At 32.6% G+C, this 19,531-nt stretch carries 17 protein-coding genes; 12 read left to right on the top strand and 5 right to left on the bottom strand.

Annotated features, from left to right (window positions below; genetic code table 11):
* Nucleotides 1–20: 20 nt before the first annotated feature.
* Nucleotides 21–674 carry a uracil-DNA glycosylase family protein gene (locus ACKGJY_RS03975; protein WP_413972557.1) on the bottom strand — a complete coding sequence of 218 codons (654 nt, stop codon included), beginning with the start codon at nucleotides 672–674 and terminating at the stop codon, nucleotides 21–23.
* A gap of 64 nt (nucleotides 675–738) precedes the next feature.
* Here ACKGJY_RS03975 and ACKGJY_RS03980 point away from each other — a divergent pair, with 64 nt between their 5' ends.
* Nucleotides 739–873 carry a 30S ribosomal protein THX gene (locus tag ACKGJY_RS03980; protein ID WP_413972558.1) on the top strand — a complete coding sequence of 45 codons (135 nt, stop codon included), beginning with the start codon at nucleotides 739–741 and terminating at the stop codon, nucleotides 871–873.
* On the opposite strand, the gene ACKGJY_RS03985 is transcribed toward ACKGJY_RS03980, so the two are convergent.
* Nucleotides 874–1,596, bottom strand: a complete 723-nt coding sequence (locus ACKGJY_RS03985; RefSeq protein ID WP_413972559.1) for a hypothetical protein — start codon at nucleotides 1,594–1,596, stop codon at nucleotides 874–876.
* Between the two features lie 173 nt (nucleotides 1,597–1,769).
* Here ACKGJY_RS03985 and ACKGJY_RS03990 point away from each other — a divergent pair, with 173 nt between their 5' ends.
* Complete coding sequence (locus tag ACKGJY_RS03990; RefSeq protein WP_413972560.1) at nucleotides 1,770–1,913, top strand: hypothetical protein; 144 nt, start codon at nucleotides 1,770–1,772, stop codon at nucleotides 1,911–1,913.
* Nucleotides 1,914–1,984: 71 nt separating this feature from the next.
* Here ACKGJY_RS03990 and yaaA read toward each other — a convergent pair whose 3' ends face one another.
* Entirely contained in the window at nucleotides 1,985–2,743 is a 759-nt protein-coding gene (yaaA, locus tag ACKGJY_RS03995) for a peroxide stress protein YaaA (protein ID WP_413972561.1), read from the bottom strand.
* Between the two features lie 165 nt (nucleotides 2,744–2,908).
* Between yaaA and ACKGJY_RS04000 the strand changes: the two genes are divergently transcribed.
* From ACKGJY_RS04000 to ACKGJY_RS04015, 4 genes are all read left to right on the top strand, one after another.
* Nucleotides 2,909–3,535 carry a hypothetical protein gene (locus ACKGJY_RS04000; protein WP_413972562.1) on the top strand — a complete coding sequence of 209 codons (627 nt, stop codon included), beginning with the start codon at nucleotides 2,909–2,911 and terminating at the stop codon, nucleotides 3,533–3,535.
* 13 nt (nucleotides 3,536–3,548) lie between these two features.
* Nucleotides 3,549–4,166, top strand: coding sequence for a Crp/Fnr family transcriptional regulator (locus ACKGJY_RS04005; protein ID WP_413972563.1), 618 nt, complete (start codon nucleotides 3,549–3,551; stop codon nucleotides 4,164–4,166).
* A 169-nt stretch (nucleotides 4,167–4,335) separates the two neighbouring features.
* Complete coding sequence (locus tag ACKGJY_RS04010) at nucleotides 4,336–4,545, top strand: DUF2892 domain-containing protein (protein WP_413972564.1); 210 nt, start codon at nucleotides 4,336–4,338, stop codon at nucleotides 4,543–4,545.
* A gap of 799 nt (nucleotides 4,546–5,344) precedes the next feature.
* Nucleotides 5,345–8,626, top strand: a complete 3,282-nt coding sequence (locus ACKGJY_RS04015; RefSeq protein ID WP_413972565.1) for a glycosyl hydrolase — start codon at nucleotides 5,345–5,347, stop codon at nucleotides 8,624–8,626.
* A 121-nt stretch (nucleotides 8,627–8,747) separates the two neighbouring features.
* Here the strand turns inward: ACKGJY_RS04015 and ACKGJY_RS04020 are convergent, their stop codons facing one another.
* Together ACKGJY_RS04020 and ACKGJY_RS04025 are read right to left on the bottom strand one after the other, a co-directional pair.
* The gene (locus ACKGJY_RS04020) at nucleotides 8,748–9,782 is read right to left on the bottom strand and encodes an RluA family pseudouridine synthase (RefSeq protein WP_413972566.1); all 1,035 of its coding nucleotides are present in this window, start codon (nucleotides 9,780–9,782) and stop codon (nucleotides 8,748–8,750) included.
* Nucleotides 9,783–9,805: 23 nt separating this feature from the next.
* Entirely contained in the window at nucleotides 9,806–10,360 is a 555-nt protein-coding gene (locus ACKGJY_RS04025; protein ID WP_413972567.1) for a PASTA domain-containing protein, read from the bottom strand.
* A 708-nt stretch (nucleotides 10,361–11,068) separates the two neighbouring features.
* Here ACKGJY_RS04025 and ACKGJY_RS04030 point away from each other — a divergent pair.
* From ACKGJY_RS04030 to ACKGJY_RS04055, 6 genes are all read left to right on the top strand, one after another.
* Nucleotides 11,069–12,043 (top strand): D-alanine--D-alanine ligase, encoded by a 975-nt coding sequence (locus tag ACKGJY_RS04030; RefSeq protein ID WP_413972568.1) that lies wholly within the window; start codon nucleotides 11,069–11,071, stop codon nucleotides 12,041–12,043.
* 59 nt (nucleotides 12,044–12,102) lie between these two features.
* The gene (locus ACKGJY_RS04035) at nucleotides 12,103–12,708 is read left to right on the top strand and encodes a hypothetical protein (protein WP_413972569.1); all 606 of its coding nucleotides are present in this window, start codon (nucleotides 12,103–12,105) and stop codon (nucleotides 12,706–12,708) included.
* A 127-nt stretch (nucleotides 12,709–12,835) separates the two neighbouring features.
* Nucleotides 12,836–13,294, top strand: a complete 459-nt coding sequence (gene coaD / locus ACKGJY_RS04040; protein ID WP_413972570.1) for a pantetheine-phosphate adenylyltransferase — start codon at nucleotides 12,836–12,838, stop codon at nucleotides 13,292–13,294.
* A 6-nt stretch (nucleotides 13,295–13,300) separates the two neighbouring features.
* A complete protein-coding gene (locus tag ACKGJY_RS04045) occupies nucleotides 13,301–14,839 on the top strand; it encodes a phospholipase D family protein (protein ID WP_413972571.1) in 1,539 nt (512 codons plus the stop codon).
* A gap of 42 nt (nucleotides 14,840–14,881) precedes the next feature.
* Nucleotides 14,882–15,028 (top strand): hypothetical protein, encoded by a 147-nt coding sequence (locus ACKGJY_RS04050; RefSeq protein WP_413972572.1) that lies wholly within the window; start codon nucleotides 14,882–14,884, stop codon nucleotides 15,026–15,028.
* A 1,398-nt stretch (nucleotides 15,029–16,426) separates the two neighbouring features.
* On the top strand, nucleotides 16,427–19,531 hold a 3,105-nt coding region (locus ACKGJY_RS04055), incomplete at its 3' end, for a hypothetical protein (RefSeq protein WP_413972573.1).

Genomic DNA, 19,531 nt, shown 5'->3' on the forward strand with positions numbered 1-19,531 from the left:
TTAGTAACTCATCAATTTCATTAAAAGAATTCTCGATACTGCATTACACGAAAATCAAACGTATTAAAGTCTGAATTATTCGCTTTTAATTGTTTGTATAATGGATTACTTCCTATAGCTCTGTTGGCAGAGCTAGATGGTGAGGTTAAGGATACTGTTTTTATAATCCTATCATCTAAGTGAAATTTATGAACTCTAGGAACTTCATTCGAAACTAGTTGCAACTTTAAATTATAGGTTTTAAGATGTTTTCTAAAGAAATATTCTGGTCCGTTTTTGCTATTACCACCAGTAAATAAAAGTGTATCTATATTGGGATATTGTTTTAAATAATTAATTATGTCTCTGAGTATGATGTTTTTCATTCCTAAATCGGAAGCATCAATTTTATTGCGCTCACAACTATCTACTATATCACAAACTCCTATTTTATTTTTAATTAAAAATGACTTTCGCTCTTCAATGGCTTCATCAGAATTATCATAGTGCAAGTTTAGGTTGTGAATTTTATCAATAAATAACCAAAGGGAATTGTAACAACTACCATAGCAAAAATTAACGTCTTTCTCCAAAAGTTCTCCTGTTGAAAATCTTGGAGGTGGTAATGTACCGACGATTAATTTTCTAGTGTCCTTTTGAATGAATGGTGGAAACGGGTGTTTATGTTTGAACAAAAAACTTGATTTTTAGTAATAAAAAAGGTATATTAAATTTAATATTTAAATGTAAAAAGAAATAATGGGAAAAGGTGATAAAAAAACAAAACGAGGCAAAATTAACAGAGGTACTTTTGGTACAAGACGCCCACGCATTAAAAAGAAACCAAGTGTTGAGCAAAAAATAAGTGTAGATAAAAAGGCTAAAGTAAAATAATTATAACGTTTCTAATTGTTTTTTAGCGTCTACAATAGTATTACCATACAGCTTTTTATTTGGTTTTGTCATGTGCGCTCCTTCTGAAATTAAGGCTTCTAAAATTTCTTTTGCTTCTTCTTTCTTGTTGATATTTAATAAGAACTTAGCAAAAGTTAAACGTTCTTCATAAAATGAAAACCTGATATCTATAGCTCTTAAATGGTTTTCAGCTTCTACCAAATCACCTTCTTTTTCGAGTGCTAATCCGTATAAAAATTGTGTTCTTGATTTTTTAAATTCTGGATGCGATACTATTTGTTCTCCATAAATCACAACACTTTTATAATCCGTTATAAAGTGATACGCTTCAATCATATTTTTAATCACATAAAAATCATTTTGAAAATTACCATCTAAAGCCTCTTTATAATGTAGTATGGCATTTTGATAATCTTTATTTTCTAAATGTGCATCTGCAAGATTAACTCTGTTTTGATAGGTATCTGTAAACGCTAACTGTTTCTCTAAATCTTTAATCTTTTTTGTAGGATTAATAATGTTGGTAAGTTCTGAAGTAATTTTTTCGGCATCGCGTTTATTATATACCTGAGTAATAAAATAGATAATACAACCCAAAAGCGACAAGAAAAATATAATAAAAATCCAGTAGTACGGACGTCTGTTTTTTATAGCATGATAAATGCAAAATCCTTGTAATGCAATGACAATGTAATACCACATATTTTATTTTTTTTTATTAGAAACATAAACTTAATTAAAAATAAGGTACTTTAAGACTTAATTGAGCATGATATTCTAGTTTATTATAAACATTAAGATTTTATTAAAATACTTTAAGAAAGTATTAATATAAAAACCTCTTACTATTTGTTATATTATGATAAAATAAAAATATGGGAATTATTAAAGACAAAAAGAAATTTAAAATAACTAAGGAACAAACAAATCCAACAAACCCTACTGGAAAAACAGATATTATCACTAATAACTTTGATATCGGTAAAAAAACTATAAAAAGTCAGCAAACTAAAAACTAGGCATAAGTTTAATTACCCTAAAAAAAATCACACCAATGGTGTGATTTTTATTTTTATTACTATTTAATGGTTTATCTTGTAAAAACTAAATCTGTTTCTGTAGACATTTCTTCACTAAAACCATAATCCATATAGTTAAAACCTTTTAAATCTTCAATCGTTTGTGCGTTAGTATCAATAATGTATCGCGCCATTGCGCCGCGAGCAGCTTTAGCAAAAAATGAAATCACCTTATACTTCCCATTTTTAAAATCTTTAAAATTGGCAGTAATAATTGGTACTTTTAGTACTTTTTTATCTATAGCTTTAAAATACTCATTACTCGCTAAATTTAAAAACAACTCATCATCTTTAAGTTCTTCATTCAAAGCTTTAGTAATATCGTTTTTCCAAAACTCATACAAATTCTTTTTAGTACCAACAGGCAACTTTGTTCCCATTTCTAAGCGATAAGGCTGTATTAAATCTGTTGGTTTTAAAATACCATATAAACCTGAAAGTATACGAACCGTATTTTGCAAAGTATCTAATTTATCTTCTGGAATAGTGTAAGCGTCCAAACCTCTGTAAACATCACCATTAAAAGCATAAACTGCTGGTCTTGCATTATCAGCTGTAAAAGGCAATTCCCACGATTGATTGCGCTCATAATTTAACTGCCCCAAAGCATCGGAAATACTCATAAGTTGTGATAAATTTTTAGCAGATTTTTTTTTAAGCAAGGTATTTAAACGCGCTGATTGTTTTAAAAACTTGGGCGTTGTATGTTGTGATGTTGGCAATTCTGTATCAAAGTCTAAAGATTTTGCAGGAGAAATAACTAACTTCATTTTATTTTTTATTTAATTTACGTTAATTCAATACGAACACAAATTTACAACTCATTTTTAGTAATTATGATGTTAGTCTACTATTATTTATAATGAAGATATAATCCAAACTTATAACTATTTGTATTTACATCATTTTTAACTATTACAAAACATACTATTATTATGATTGCATTTTTACACACTAATAAAGTTCATATAGAACGTTTTGAAGCCTTAGTAAAACAATTCAACCCTAATATTGAGACTAAACATTTTGTAAACAAGACCATTTTAGATGACGCGCTTTCAACTGGAAAGACGAACACTACGCAGTTTAATAAAGAAATAGAAGCAATAAGACAAACTAATCCTTCATTAATCATTTGTACTTGTTCAACTTTTGGTAGTGAGAGTGATAAGCATACTGATGTACAAAGAATTGACAAACCCATAATTACGCATTTAGTTGAGAATTACACCAAAATAGGTCTTGCCTTTACCGCAAATTCAACAAAAGTTGTGAGTGAGGATTTATTGTTGAAAATAGCGCTGGAAAAACAAAAATCTATTGATATAATTGATTGTGATTGTTCTGAGTTCTGGCCTTATTTTGAAGCTAGCAATTTTGAAGACTACACTAAAAACATAGCTAAAAACATCTCAAAATTAGAATCGCAAGTTGATGTGATGTTTTTAGCACAGGCTTCTATGGAAGGTGCTAAAGATTATTTAACCGATTTTAAAAAGGAAGTGTTTACTAGTCCTGAGTTTGGGATTCAAGAACTTTTGAAAACAATACAAATTTTATAATACTGAATACTGTATGGAAACGATACGACACTTCTTATCTTTTTTAAGTCCACAACTTGTAGATGAGTTACTCTCTAAGTCTACGGTGAAAGATATCCCAAAAGGCACACAAATTATAAGAGAAGAGCAATACATTAAAGTAATACCAATAATTATCAGTGGGCTTGTAAAAGTGTTTTCAAAATTTGATGAAAAGGAGTTGTTACTCTATTACATACAACCACAACAAAGCTGTATCATGTCTTTTTCAGCATCATTAAAAAACACACCAAGTAAAATTTTTGCTATAACAGAAGAAGACTCTAAAATACTTTTAATACCGGTTGAAAGTTTACCAAAATGGTTAAAAGAATATACGGAATTAAACGATTTATTTTACAATCAATACGACTTAAGATACACCGATTTATTAGATACTATACAGCATGTACTTGTAGATAAAATGGATAAAAGACTTTATGAACATTTAATACGAAAAGCCAAATTAAAACACAATAGCGTTATAAAAATTACCCATGGCCAAATAGCTAACGAATTAGGTACTGCTAGAGAGGTAATTAGTAGAGTGATAAAAAAACTGGAAAACGAAGGAAAGATTTCTCAAAATACAGATGGCATAAAAATTCTATGATTGTGACTTGGGTCACTGCACACAAGTATTAGAGTAGCTAATTTTGTTATGAAATGAAAAAAGTGCAGTATTATAAACTTTTTGGAGCATGTATATTATGTTTAGCCATAGTTTATGGTATTGTATTACTTTTTGAACACATCACTATTAAATCATAAAATTTATAGCTATGAAAAAAAACATGGGAAATACCGACAAAATTGTTAGAATACTAATCGCAGTAATCGTGGGAATTTTATATTTTACAAATGTTATCTCTGGAACTCTTGGTATTGTTTTATTGGCATTATCAGTAATATTTGTAGTAACAAGTCTGATTAGTTTTTGCCCTATTTACTCCATTTTTGGATTAAATACTTGCCCAATAAAAAACAAATAGTAGTTGTATTAGGCAAACTGAATACTTATACATCCACCTAAAATTTATACGTTCAAATTTTAAGTGGATTTTTGAAGTCATATTTTTTTTAAAAAATTTTGAATTTTTTATATTAGAAAATATGATAAAATTAAATATACGAATTAAAGACAGACTTTTGAGCTATGGTATATTCCTAATATTATTTTTAATATTTCGAATTATTTTAAATGTATTCTTTCCAAATTTAGACAGCCTAACAAAAGGCTTGATTTGTAGTGTAATAGTCGCATTTTTAGCACCTAGATTTACTTGGTATACCTCACAAACAGGAAAAAGATTGCAAATGAACTGGATTTTCTTAAAAAAGCCTGTATTGTTTTAAATAAAAAATAACAATTCACATCTTTTAGGTTTTCAATGAAATACTTTTTTAGTTCGATTCCAAAAATGCTGCATTAACATTTAATTCTAAAAAAAATTACACTCTGTAAAATAACAAAACTAGATGAGCGTAAAAAAGACCTACTCAAAGTATAGATTATAAAGTTTAAATTCTAAGTAACATATGTAATAGTGGTAAAAGTATCTTGAGTTAAAGTTCTTCTGATTTTCTTCAATAAAACAGATTTTGTATTCTTGCAAACCCTTGGCATTATCATAAAAATTAACGAAATTCGCCTTATCGTTGATGATAGTTCATCAAAATCGAATAATTTCTCAATTTTGTGGAATATTTAAAATGTTACGAAAACTAAAATCACACTATTAATGTTGATTTTAACGCCTAAATACTTCACAGAAAACAAAAAACACTTCAATGAAAAACCTAAATGTTCTAGTATTTGCATTCGTATTATTTGGATTGCAGTATGGTCAAGCTCAGAAAAACAAAGAAGAGGATAAGCAGCCTTTAGATAACATTTCTATTGATGGGCTTAAATGGCGCAGTATTGGACCTGCATTTACTTCGGGTAGAATTTCAGATATTGCTGTAAATCCGAATAATCCATTTGAATATTACGTAGCGTCTTCCGCGGGAGGTGTTTGGAAAACTATAAATTCTGGTGTGGAATACACTCCAATTTTTGATGGTGAAGGCTCCTACTCCATTGGTTGTATTACTATGGACCCCAACAATTCTAATGTGATTTGGGTAGGCACTGGAGAAAACAACAATCAACGTTCTGTGTCTTATGGTGATGGCATTTACAAGTCTCTAGATGGCGGTAAAACATGGCAAAACATGGGGCTAAAAACGTCTGAACATATAGGGCGTATTATTGTACACCCAGAGGATTCTAACATTGTTTATGTTGCAGCTATTGGCCCTTTGTGGAATAAAGGAGGAGAACGAGGTTTGTATAAAACTACAGATGGTGGCAAAACATGGAATGCTATACTTACTGTAGATGAACACACTGGCGTTAACGACATACAAATGGATCCTAGAAATCCTGACATACTTTATGCATCAACACTGCAACGTAGAAGGCATGTGTTTACCTATGTTGGCGGTGGCCCAGGTTCTGGAATGCACAAAAGCACCGATGGTGGTGCTACATGGATGGCCATTAATTCTGGATTACCAAAAACCGAATTAGGACGCATTGGGCTAGCAATTTCGCCTGCAAATCCAGAAATTATATACGCCATTGTAGAAGCAGCTGATGGGAAGGGCGGTTTTTTTGCATCGACAAATAGAGGTGCTAGTTGGGAAAAAAGAGGAAAACACATAACGAGTGGCAATTACTACCAAGAAATTATAGCAGACCCAGTAGATGAAAACACCATTTATTCTATGGATACATGGATGTCTGTAAGCCATGATGGTGGTAAAACTTTTAATAAAGTGGGCGAAGTTACTAAGCACGTAGATAATCACTGTATGTGGATAGACCCAACCAATAATAAGCATTGGCTGGTGGGTTGCGATGGTGGCATGTATGAAACTTTTGATGCTGCCAAATCATGGGATTTTAAAGAAAATATTCCGATAACACAATTTTACAAAGTAGCTGTAGATAATGATTATCCGTTTTACAACATATACGGCGGTACACAAGACAATTTTAGTATTGGTGGTCCCTCAAGAGTGCTTACAGGACATGGCATTACAAATGCTGATTGGTTTATTACTAACGGTGGTGATGGGTTTGAATCGCAGGTTGACCCTGAAAATCCGAATATAGTGTATGCACAATCGCAATATGGATTTTTAGTGCGCTACGATAAAAAAAGCGGTGAAAAAGTGGGTATTCAACCTACTGAACGCGAGAATGAAAATAGCTATCGTTTTAATTGGGATGCGCCTTTAGCGGTGAGCAAACATGCTACAGGACGTTTATATTTTGCGGCAAATAAAGTATTTAAATCTGATGATTATGGTAATAGTTGGCAGGTGATTAGTGATGATTTAACCCAACAAATTGACAGGAATACACTTAAAGTTTTTGATCGTATTCTTAGTGTGGATGCTGTTGCAAAAAACGGTTCTACATCGCTTTATGGCACTATTGTAGCCTTATCTGAATCGCCAATTGATGAAAATCTTATTGCTATTGGTACGGATGATGGCTTAATACAAATTACCGAAAATGGCGGAACCACTTGGCGAGCCATAACTAATATTTCTGGTGCACCTGAACAATCTTATGTAAATAGCGTATACCTTTCTAAACATGATGTTAATGTAATGTATGTGGCATTTAATCATCATAAATATGGCGATTTTAAGCCTTATATTTTTAAATCGAGTGATAAAGGAAAAACATGGAAGTCTATAAGCTCTAATCTTCCCGAAAAGGGAAGTATTTATGCTATTGAAGAAGATCATGTTGATAAGAATTTAATATTCTGTGGCACCGAATATGGCGCGTTCTTCTCTCCTAATAAAGGCCAACGCTGGAAAAAATTAGGTGCAGGCTTACCAACTATAGCGGTTAGGGATATTGCAATACAAGAACGAGAAAATGATTTAGTACTTGGTACTTTTGGTAGAGGATTTTATATTTTGGATGATTACTCTTCTCTTCGTGAGATTGAAAATGAAGCGCCATTACAAGTAGCTAAAATATATCCTATTCGTAAAGCTTTATCCTGGGAAAAAAGTTTACCACTAGGATTACCAGGAAAAGCCTTTCAAGGTGATAATTTTTATTCTGCCACAAATTTAGGCCCCGAAGCTATGATTACGTATTACTTCAATGACACGTATACATCTTTAAAAGAAAAACGAACGAAAGAAGAAAAAGCACTTATTGAAAACAGAAAAAACGTGTCTTATCCTGATTATGATACTTTAAAATCTGAAAAGGACGAACAAGCACCTTCATTAGTTTTTACTATTAAAAATAGCGACGGACAAGTCGTTAAAAAAGTATTTAAAACACCTAAAAAAGGGCTACAACGATTCCATTGGAATTTACGATACACCCTTCAAAACCCAATCAACTTAAATACATCAAAATTCTATAACCCATGGTCCTCTAAAGATGAAGGAACACTCGTAGAACCTGGAACCTATACTGTAGAAATGGCTATATTTAAAAATGGGGAACTAAGCACATTAGCAAGCTCAGTTTCATTTGAAGTTGAAAGCTTAAAAAATACGGTAATGCCTGCTGAAAATAGAGCTGAAAAAGTAGCGTTTCAAAAAAAGGTAGCGCAACTTGGAGCTGATTTAAAAGCATGCGAGCAAATTATAAGTGAAGCCAATACAAAATTAAAATATATAAAAGCGGCCATTAAACGATCTGAGTTACCTTATGCTGAACTTTCAAAACAAGTGTTGAATATTGAACGTAAACTTAAATCTATCAACATATCTCTTTATGGAGATCCAGTAAAAAGTAGACTAGATATAGCTCAACCTGTAAGTCCAGCAACACGAATTGGAAAAATAACTCGTGAGCAAAAATATTCAACATCAGCACCCACAAAAACACACAGAGATAGTTATACTATTGCAGAAACGGCGATTACAGCACTAAAACGAAACGTAGAGGTTATTTTTAATTCAGATATTAAGCAATTAGAAGAAAAACTTGTTAAAGCAGGTGCGCCTTATACACCTGGCCGTGGTTATGAGTATAAGAATTAATAATAGCTACAATTACTTAATAAAATTGCTTTAATAAGATAGATAGCTTTGAATGATTCATCAAAAATAAAATCGCACTAAGTGATACGATTTATTACGATATTAAATTTATTTAAATACCCTAAAGTTCTTGATGCTTGGAGTAGTTACGCCACTTTTCGAGACATTGCACAATATCATTAGGTACAGGTGTTTCAAAACGCATAAACTCACTCGTTTTTGGGTGTACAAAACCCAAAGTTTTAGCATGCAACGCCTGCCTTGGCAGCACCTTAAAACAATTATCTACAAACTGTTTGTACTTGGTAAATGTGGTGCCTTTTAATATAGTGTTACCGCCATAACGTTCGTCATTAAAAAGCGTATGTCCAATGTGTTTCATGTGCACACGTATTTGATGCGTACGCCCTGTTTCTAACTTGCAGGACACCAAGGTAACGTAGCCCAAACGCTCTAATACTTTATAATGCGTAACAGCAGGTTTGCCTTTTTCCGCCTCATCATCAAGAAATACTGTATTTTGCAATCGGTTTTTAGGATGGCGACCAATGTTTCCTTCTATGGTACCTTCTTCGGCTTCAACATTCCCCCAAACAATAGCCAAATATTCGCGTTCACTCGTTTTTTCAGCAAACTGTAAAGACAGGTGTGCCATAGCTTGTTCCGTTTTGGCAACTACCAATAAACCGCTGGTATCTTTATCTATACGATGCACCAGTCCAGGACGTTCGCTAGAGTTATTTGGCAAATTATCAAACCTATATATCAAACCATTTATTAAAGTACCAGAGTAATTACCATGCCCTGGATGCACTACCATACCAGCAGGTTTATTAACTACAAGTAAGTGGTCGTCTTCAAAAACAATATCCAATGGAATATCTTCACCAACCAATAATGCCTCGTACGTTGGGTGAGTAAATAATACGCGTATCTCGTCATTTGGTCTAACCTTATAATTAGATTTTACAGGTACGCCGTTAACCAAAACACCGTCACTTTTAGCTGCATTTTGTATTTTGCTACGGGCAATATTTTCAATATAATTCATCAAATACTTATCAATGCGCAAAGGAGATTGTCCTTTATCTACAGTAAAAGTAAAATGTTCGTGAAGGTTATCTTCGTCTGGTAATTGTGGTCCGTGTGTTTCCATAGTTGCATTAGTTAGCGCTAATGCTAAGGGCGATTACCGTTACCTAAAACCAAATCTATTTTAGATGTCTTTGGCAGTTTGTCACCAGGGTTAATCGTTTTTCCCTTGTATTTAAGTTGCAAAACAATGTCTTTACCTAAATTATCAATATAAGAAATTTTACCTACTTTAAAACCGAGTGCTTCTAAGTTGGGTTCGGCTTGTCTAAAGGTACGTTCTCTTAAATCTGGCACCTCTACTTTTCGGTAACCTGAAGGGTTTAGCGTTAGGTATATTTTTCTATCTTCTTTTACTTTTGTACCCGCTGATGGCTCTTGATCTATCACCGAAAACTTCGGGTAATCTGGATTATAATTTGCTGAATCTTGTATTTGCATCACCAAATTATTTTCGTTTAACTCCATCTCTGCTACACTTATAGATTTACCTTTAAGCTCCGGCACCATCTCAAAATCTCCATGGTTTGTTGTAGACTTTAACCAAGTAAGCATTAAAAAACACAACACCACCAAAGCTACTAAAGCTAAAGCCAATTGTTTTAAAAATGTTTTGCTAAATAAAAACTTAAAGATACTCATACGTAGATTTTTCGATTAGGCAAATATATAAAAACAGAACTGTTTTTTGTTTTGCTGTTTACATCATTATTTTAGCTCAACTATTATAGATACGAATTATTGTTTGTATTTGGTTGTAAAGGCATAGCATCATTTTTAAATTTTATTTTTTTGGCGCCTGCCTACCTGCGGTATCGCAGGCAGGTTACCCAAGGGTCGGGCTTTCACTAGTCGCTCTCTCTGAGGAGCTCCAACATGCCGTTAAATCCCTAACGCACTACTCTTGCCTTAAACCCACGCCTAACCTCTCCAAGGATGGAAAACACAACTCTAACACAAAGCCTCTCCTATCCTCCCTAAGAAGAGGAAACCCACTTATACTCTAAAATCTTAAAGTATTAAAAAATTAATGTAAAGCAGAAGATAAATTAGCAGAAAGTCAAGTCCTGAGTTCACACAAAGTCAAAAGCATCAATCTGCAAAAGTAATGAGTAAAGAAACGGAAGTACGATGCGCAACATCATGCATATAGTTTCGAAAACGAATGGTGCTTTAACAATTTCCTTAGATTGATATGATTTTTTGGTTTTATGTATTTAATTTAAAATGTCTACTAGACATTTTTAAGTTAAATAGTGGATAAAGACAAAATGAACAGTAAAGAATACACATATTTTTAATTAAATTTGAAACAATTTAAAAAATGCCTCAAAAGCAAAACCAATAGCAATGAAAAAAAACATAGCCATAATCATGGGCGGCTATTCCAGCGAATATAAAATCTCATTAACCAGTGGTAATGTAGTTTTTGAAACTTTAGATAGAGAAAAATACAAGCCTTACCGTATCCATATTTTTAAAAATAAATGGGTGTATGTGAATGATGAAGACATGGAATTTCCCATTGATAAAAACGATTTTTCCATAAATGTTGGTAGTTTTAAAATTAAGTTCGATTGTGTGTTTAACGCCATACATGGTTCTCCAGGGGAAGATGGTTATATGCAAGGGTATTTTGAGTTGTTGGGTATTCCACACACCAGTTGCCCCATGTATCAAGCACAAATAACCTTTAATAAACGTGACTGCTTAAGTGTTTTAAAACCTTATGGTATTAAAACTGCCGAGTCGTATTTTTTAAACCTCGGAGACACTATTAACGAAGATGCTATAATTGCAAAAGTAGGTTTACCCTGTTTTGTAAAGGCCAATAAAGCAGGTAGTAGTTTTGGTGTATCTAAAGTGCATAAAAAAGAAGATTTACAAAATGCTATTTCGATAGCTTTTAAAGAAGATGATGAGATTATTATAGAGTCTTTTTTAGATGGTACTGAAGTTTCAGTTGGCGTAATAACCTATAAAGGAAAAATTAAAGTACTACCAATTACCGAAATAGTATCTGAAAATGATTTTTTCGATTACGAAGCAAAATACTTGGGGAAATCTCAAGAAATAACACCAGCACGATTAACACCAGAACAAGAAGACAAAGTAAACAAAGAAGCCAAAAAAGTGTATGAGATTTTAAAGATGAAAGGCTTTAGCAGAAGCGAATTTATTTTTAAAGATGGCATACCACACTTATTAGAAATGAATACGGTACCAGGATTAACTAAAGAAAGTATTTTACCGCAACAAGCAGCTGCTGCAGGTATTTCGTTACCTGATTTATTTGATAATGCGATTGAAGAAGCTTTGAAATAATTGCCCAACACTCACTAAAATTATTTGGTTATATTTGAATCATAACATAACCAGTTTTTATGATTTTTTACGGAACAAATTCTTCAAGATTAAAAGATGGGCAGCTCCCAAATGTTACTTGTCCTAATTGTGAGAACCAAACATCAATGACATACAGTGTATTTGGAAAATATGCTTACCTCTATTGGATTCCTGTTTTTCCAATTGGAAAAATCAATGTCTTAGAATGTAATAGCTGCAAACGCACCTTTAAATTACAAGAATTACCAGAACAAATACAACGCAAGTTCGAAACAGAAAAACATACTGGTATTCCTTTTTTGCACTTTAGTGGTTTAGCTGTTATAGGTTTAGTAATTGCTTATTTTAGTTATTCTGGAGCAAAGCACAAAGAAGATGAAGCTGATTATATTAAAACACCTAACATTGGAGATGTGTATTCCATAAAGGCTGAAGCTGCTGGTCACTTCACAACAATGAAAGTTACTAAAATTGAAGGCGATAGTGTTTTTCTAGTATTTAATGATTATGAAATTGATAAACGATCTGCCATATACAAAATAGATAAAAGCAATAATTACACCAACAGTAATGATGCACTAACAAAAGAACAATTACAGTTTCTGTACGAAGAAAAAGAGATTTTTAATATTGACCGCGATTAGTAAATAATACTCCAATTAAAGATTTGTATCTTTGATAATAGTTGTCATTCTTGCTAAAGCAGGAACCCACAATAAAAACAAAAACTTTTAAATAGACTCCTGCCTTCGCAGAAATGACAGAACAAAAATGAAACGTGCCATTTTCCCAGGATCTTTCGATCCACTAACTTTAGGACATTACGACATCATTAAACGTGGCATCACACTTTTTGATGAAATTATCGTAGCTATTGGTGTAAACTCATCTAAAAAATATATGTTTTCACTTAAAGAACGTCAGCAATTTATAATGGATGCGTTTAAAGGAGAACCTAAAGTAAAAGTTGTTACTTATGAAGGGTTAACAGTTGACTTTTGCCAAAAAAATGATGTGGAGTTTATTTTGAGAGGCCTACGTAATCCTGCTGATTTTGAATTTGAAAAAGCAATTGCACATACCAACAGAGATTTGGCGCCTATTGAGACTATCTTTTTATTAACCTCGGCAGACACCTCTTACATTGCGTCTTCAATTGTGCGGGATGTTATCAGAAATCACGGAGATTACACCAAATTAGTACCTGATAGTGTTAGAGTGAAATCATAATATTTTATGAATACTTTTTTTAAATTTAGTAGTTCAATCCTTATTTTGTGTAGTGTTTTAGGGTCTTGTAAGCATAAAACCGATTCAGTAAAAGCAACAGATTTTTGTTCAAAAATTAAAAGAGACAACAGTATCTCACTCTCTAAAGAGCTTAACGAATTTTCTGATAGTATTGAAAACAAAACTGGAGTTTACGTCCTTGAAGATGGTAGCGGATCAATGGTAGCCAGAGCGTGGTTAACAGAGTATGCCGAAAAAACTATAGACATTCAATATTTTATTTTTTCAACGGATAATGTTGGTCTTATTGCTTGCGACTATTTGATAAGAGCCGCAGATAGAGGTGTTAAAGTACGTGTACTTGTTGATGATATTATGGTAGATGCCGAAGCGCAGGATATACTGATGTTTAATTCTCATGAAAATATTTCGGTTAAAATATACAATCCTGGTGTTAATTTAGGGAAGAATATTTTTCAGAAAATAGGGAAGTTTGCAACCGATTTTAAATCTGCTAATCAGCGTATGCACAATAAAACTTTTATTGTAGATGATAAAGTGGTAATTACAGGTGGCAGAAATATAGCTAATGAATATTTTGATTACGACCACGACTATAATTTTAGAGATAGAGATATTCTTTTAATTGGCAAAACATCTAAGGCCGTAAAAAGCTCTTTTGAAACATTTTGGAATAATAAATTGAGTGAAGATGTTACCAATGTTATTACAGACAAACCCAAAAACATAACCGATAAAAACAGGTTTGATAAATTACATGAATATGCCTGTAATCCTGAGAATTTTTGTCCACAAGTTAGGCAACGTATTAAAAATTTACCTGAAACATTTAATGCGATTAAAGCATCTGGCGACTTAGTTTGGCTTGATAATGTTGATTTTATTTCTGATGTGCCTGGAAAAAACAATAAAGGAAAGAGTTTATTTGGTGGCGGCATTACTACATCTGCATTAGTTGATTTGGTAAATAACGCAGCATCATCCATCACCATTCAAACCCCGTATTTAATAACAACAAAAACCAGTAGAGATGTATTTGAAGATGCTGTAAATCGTGGTGTAAATGTTAGAATATTAACCAATAGTTTAGCATCAACAGATAATATTGAGGCCTTTAGCAGCTATCAAAGTGATAGAGAAACATTATTAAAAACAGGTGTGAGAATTTTCGAATTTAAACCTGACGCCGAAGAGCGAAAACGTATAATGACAGGTGAATTACAAACCAAATTAGAATATGTACCGACGTTTGGTATTCATGCTAAATCTATGGTTATAGATAAAAAAATAACTGTTATTGGCACTTTTAATCTTGATCCCAGAAGTGCAAATTTAAATACGGAATGTATAGTTATTGTACCCTCTGAAAAAGTTTCGAAAGGTGTTCTAAAAGGCATGGAAATAGAGTTTAAACCTGAAAACTCATGGGAAACAACGCTAGATTTTAATCCTGATTCTGAAGTGAGCTCCTACAAGCGCTTAAAAACACTAACCCGTCGAGTGATTCCTAAAGCCATTTTGTAGCTATTGGCATAACTGTAATATTTTACTAAAAACAACTATACAGTGAAGATAATAACCGAAACCATGCTTTTCGATATACCATATTTACTCTTTAACAAGAACGCTATTCAACATTCTAAAAACACTATTGATTTTTGTATGAATACTGAAGATGTCCCTAAAATTAGAGTATGCTTTAAAACATGGTAATTAATTAATTAATGCGCAACTTAGCTGCCGAAACACTATAGAATAAGAGACAATGTGCTTCTAATCTCGTGCTGTTATAAGCTATAAATGATAAATTGTAAAACGAATCCATCTTTGCTTTAAATGCTTTAAAATTTATTTTGAGAGGATTAGTACCTATTCTGAATTTAAATTAAAAAAAAATTACTCCTAACAATAAAGATTTGATACCTATTGAAACCATCTTTTTATTAAATTCGGTAGGCACCTCTTACATTACGTCTTCAATTATAGAGGATGTCGTTCAAAATCAAGGAAATTACACTAAACTAGTGCCTTATAGTTTTCGTGTCGAGTAATACTATGATACATTTCTTCAACAATATAAATCGCCTTAACCCGTTTTGTTTTTTGAAAAAACTCTGTCAATTCGAGTGAATTTCACGATTGAAATGAGTGAAATTTATATCGAGAATAAGATTTTTTAATATGAATTGGTTCTCGATACGATTGTTTATCAAAAAAATCACTCGAACTGACATTACACTGTTTATTTCAACTCAAAATGCACAACGGGTCACCTTAATATTTTACTTTCTTTACAATGCCTATGTTATAACAAATCGAATTTTAGTTTTGCTATTTAACACACACAATATTATCTCATTTAGAATAATAATCTAGACTTATTTTTGAATCTAAAGTATTTAAGTTTGGGATGAATTTTCTGAGCAAAAAAAAAATCACAATAAGCCCCATTTATTATAATCTGGAGCAAAACTACTCTTATCTTATACACATCTAATTACTATAAAAATTGAGACCTAATAAGACTTCAAGAGGCTCAAAATACCTAAAAATAGATTTAATCAATCGTTTTAAAAAAATAATAGTTCAAAATTATAGTTTATTAACAAGACTCTTGCCTCACACTGTTTTTACTGAGTATTAGGTCATATTATCCGATTCCCTTTTAAGCTTTAAAATTCCGTTTCACACATATTGTCTGTAGAAAAAACAAGGATTAGGAGTTAATTTGCAGTATTAAATTAGGAGAAGGCAAATTATTGTAATCGCCCTTTTTTATGTATCAAAAAAATTATAAACACTAATTCGTAAAGCAAATAAAAGTTATCGTCAAAAATAGTTCTAAGCTTTACTTTAAAATTATTAAAAATCCATTAGTTATGAAAACAAGTAGTACAAGATTATTAAAAAAAATATTCTCTAAATTATTATAGTTGAATCCTAAAGCCCATTTAAAAAATTTGAGTTAAAAATTATAGTTCGGGCACTATTATTAAACACTCAATGTAAATAAAAAACTATTTAAAAAAAGTAAAAAACCTTTTTGATACACCTTCAACATTAAAATACGGTGTTCGAAAAAAAAATTTAAAAAAGAAAAATTTGATGATTATGAAAATTACACCACAACAAAAACCCAAAATTGGTTTAATGAAAATACCAATTATTCATTTTTACCTGTTTTTATTAATGGCCTTAATAACAACATCCCTCTCATCTCAAACAGGCATGAAAATAAGCGAAGGCAAAACAATATCATGTCCCGCAGGATCATTAGAGGCCCACAGTAGGCATGGTTTAGAGTCTATAACTACAAATATAGGCTCTATTTTAGATAGAGAACCTACAGCAGAATTCGCAGTAACCTTAGGAGATAATTTAGCTGCCAATCCAGATGCGGTAAATGCGTTTCAATTTGCTTTAAATATTTTGTCTAGAGAAATAGCATCTTCAGTGCCTATTAGGGTATTTGCAGAAACTAGACCAATTGGTGGCGCTGTACTCGCAGCTGCTACACCAACCCATTTTATAGCTAATTTCCCTGGTGCTCCAGAACCATTTGTAGATTACCCAGCCGCATTAGCAAATACGTTAGCTGGAAGAATACTAGACCCAAGTCAAACTTTTGATATCATTGTAGATATAAATAGTAACTTCGATTTCTTCTTGGGAACAGATGGTAACACACCTGAAGGACAATTTGACTTTGTATCATTAATTTTACACGAAATGTTACACGGTTTAGGCTCCATTTCTAGCAGTGCTCCTGCTATCAATGGCCTTACTGTAAGATCATCATTATCAGGTCTTCCTAATATTTATACGAGTTTAATAATAAACTCGAACAATAGCAATGTTGTAAACCTTCCTGACCCGAGTTTAGAAATTTTAAACTTTTTTACAGGTAATAATGTCTTTGCTAGTGGCGCAAACGCAAAACAAGCACTTTCTGGTAATAGACCAAGAATACATGCGCCTAGTAATTTTGTTCAAGGTGCTACAGCATCACATTGGGATGAAGATACATTTCCCACAGGAGACCCAAATTCATTAATGACACCTATTATGAATCCGTCCGAATCCATATTCAATATCGGAGACATTACACGAGGTATGTTAAAAGATATGGGGTGGCAGCTAGGTAATCCTCAAACTTTTGCATTAGTTGTAGACAGTCCTACAGGAGAATTTGTTGCAACTCAAGGCAGTATTATTACACAAAATGTACGCATACAAAATGTATCTGATGCACCATTTACATATACTGCAAGTCTTTTAAATAATCCAAATAATTTAAATATAACATTAAATAATGCAGTAGATATCACGTTACAACCAGGAGAAGAAACAAATATAAGTATAACATTTAATACTGATGAATTAGAGCTTGGAGAGTTTATGACAACCCTTAAAGTAAGTACTAATGTAGACGCTGCTCCTCAAAAACGTCAGTTAAGAATTGCTGTTGTAGAAGGTAATAACGCCCCTATAATTAGCACCGTAGAGCGTATTGAAGAAACATTAGATTTGCTATTAGATAATACACTATCCAATACTTTTGAAATAGCTAATACAGGAAATGGTGCATTATCATATATGATATCAGTCACTCACGAAAGTGACTCATTCATTGAAATTAGTACTCCAGAAGGTGTTATTTTTAGTAATGATACTGCAAAAATTGCATATACAATTAATACAGATGGGCTACCCGAAGGAGTATTTAATGCTACACTTACAATCTCAAGTAATGCAAACAATGCCCCTGTATTGAACATCCCTGTTCAATTAAATAACCTAGATCTACCTAAGCCAACATTCGAATCTAATCTTGGTGAACTTATAAATGTATTTATAGATGTAGATACTAGATCCCCTGGTGCCATTGTAAGTTTCGAAGTTACTAACACTGGTGAGTTACCCTTAGAATTTGACTTACCTACAACTTCAGATGAATTTTTAATTATTGACGGAGCAGGAACCAATGCTATAGTGCAACCTGGAGAAACTGTTATAGAATCTTTTAGAATAGCTCCTAATATAGCAGCTACTGGCACATTAATTAATGATGAGGTTATATTTTTTACGAACGACCCGCTTTTAACACAAGTGATAATTCCGTTAAATGTTACATTATCTCGCGAAAGAGGAGAACTTAGTTTTAGAAATCCTGAAGCTTTTGAGCCAACTATTACAATAGGAGTTAGCGAAACAAGAGTATTAGAATTTGAAAACTTAGGTCCTGCACCAATAGTTATAGAAGATGTTGTGAGTAGTAGAAGAAATACTGAAATAGTGAGTACATCTTTACCTAATGGTAGCACGCTTGGTATTGGAGATATTTTAGAAGTAACCACGCGCTTTTCTCCAGGTAATACTAACCCAGGAGCTACTCCTACTGGTACTGTAAGAATTTCTCATAACGGAACATCAAATTCTAATCAATTAAATAATGACTTTGATTTTTCATCAACTCTAGTAGCGCCCGTGGCTCTTCAAGTTTCAGAAACTTTGATATCTAGAGTCTTAAATTTAAGTGGTAATAACGAAATAGAGCCTATTACACAAGAGGTTACGCTTACAAATAATGGAGATGATACTCTAGATTTTAGTTTAACTCTTAACGACCCAACAGACACTGTAGTAGCTATCAATATAACTGATGGCACTTTAACGCCTGGAGAAAGTAGAGTTTTTACAGTAACCTTAACAGCGCCTTCACAAGAACTAGGAATTTTTGAGAATGAAATTTTAATCAACGTTAACGGCATAGAGACACCTGATGCTCGTATAGCTACTCGTTTAGAAGTAATTCGTGCTGCTGGCATATTTGCAGACCCTGTTATTGTAGATATTTTTGCAGAAGACAACTTTGCTGCGGCTGTTATCGACATTCAAAACATTGGTGATGCACCTATCAACGTATCAGATGTGGTTTCTGAACAAGAATTTGACTTTACCGATATCTTTTTACAAGTAGATGGTCTTGCCGTTACTCAAGATATTGCTGTGGTTCAGCCACAGGCTATACTAACAATTTCTTTTGAATTGGAAGTAGATAACCCTGAGGATCTTGTGAATACAGATATCATTGTAACTAGCGATGCGCAAAATCCAGAACTTCGCATTCCTTTAATCTTTGTAGAAGAAGCGCCTGCTGGCGTTGGCATATTTGCTGATCCTGTAATCGTCGATATTTTTTCAGAAGACAACTTT

The sequence above is a fragment of the Hyunsoonleella sp. 2307UL5-6 genome (assembly GCF_047345485.1).
Classification (GTDB): Bacteria; Bacteroidota; Bacteroidia; order Flavobacteriales; family Flavobacteriaceae; genus Jejuia.

Excerpts from the sequence above, each read along its gene's own strand:
- ACKGJY_RS03980 (WP_413972558.1), top strand. The coding sequence starts at position 739 with ATGGGAAAAGGTGATAAAAAAACAAAACGAGGCAAAATTAACAGAGGT.
- ACKGJY_RS03985 (WP_413972559.1), bottom strand. The coding sequence starts at position 1,596 with ATGTGGTATTACATTGTCATTGCATTACAAGGATTTTGCATTTATCAT.
- ACKGJY_RS03990 (WP_413972560.1), top strand. The coding sequence starts at position 1,770 with ATGGGAATTATTAAAGACAAAAAGAAATTTAAAATAACTAAGGAACAA.
- yaaA (WP_413972561.1), bottom strand. The coding sequence starts at position 2,743 with ATGAAGTTAGTTATTTCTCCTGCAAAATCTTTAGACTTTGATACAGAA.
- ACKGJY_RS04000 (WP_413972562.1), top strand. The coding sequence starts at position 2,909 with ATGATTGCATTTTTACACACTAATAAAGTTCATATAGAACGTTTTGAA.
- ACKGJY_RS04005 (WP_413972563.1), top strand. The coding sequence starts at position 3,549 with ATGGAAACGATACGACACTTCTTATCTTTTTTAAGTCCACAACTTGTA.
- ACKGJY_RS04010 (WP_413972564.1), top strand. The coding sequence starts at position 4,336 with ATGAAAAAAAACATGGGAAATACCGACAAAATTGTTAGAATACTAATC.
- ACKGJY_RS04015 (WP_413972565.1), top strand. The coding sequence starts at position 5,345 with ATGAAAAACCTAAATGTTCTAGTATTTGCATTCGTATTATTTGGATTG.
- ACKGJY_RS04020 (WP_413972566.1), bottom strand. The coding sequence starts at position 9,782 with ATGGAAACACACGGACCACAATTACCAGACGAAGATAACCTTCACGAA.
- ACKGJY_RS04025 (WP_413972567.1), bottom strand. The coding sequence starts at position 10,360 with ATGAGTATCTTTAAGTTTTTATTTAGCAAAACATTTTTAAAACAATTG.
- ACKGJY_RS04030 (WP_413972568.1), top strand. The coding sequence starts at position 11,069 with ATGAAAAAAAACATAGCCATAATCATGGGCGGCTATTCCAGCGAATAT.
- ACKGJY_RS04035 (WP_413972569.1), top strand. The coding sequence starts at position 12,103 with ATGATTTTTTACGGAACAAATTCTTCAAGATTAAAAGATGGGCAGCTC.
- coaD (WP_413972570.1), top strand. The coding sequence starts at position 12,836 with ATGAAACGTGCCATTTTCCCAGGATCTTTCGATCCACTAACTTTAGGA.
- ACKGJY_RS04045 (WP_413972571.1), top strand. The coding sequence starts at position 13,301 with ATGAATACTTTTTTTAAATTTAGTAGTTCAATCCTTATTTTGTGTAGT.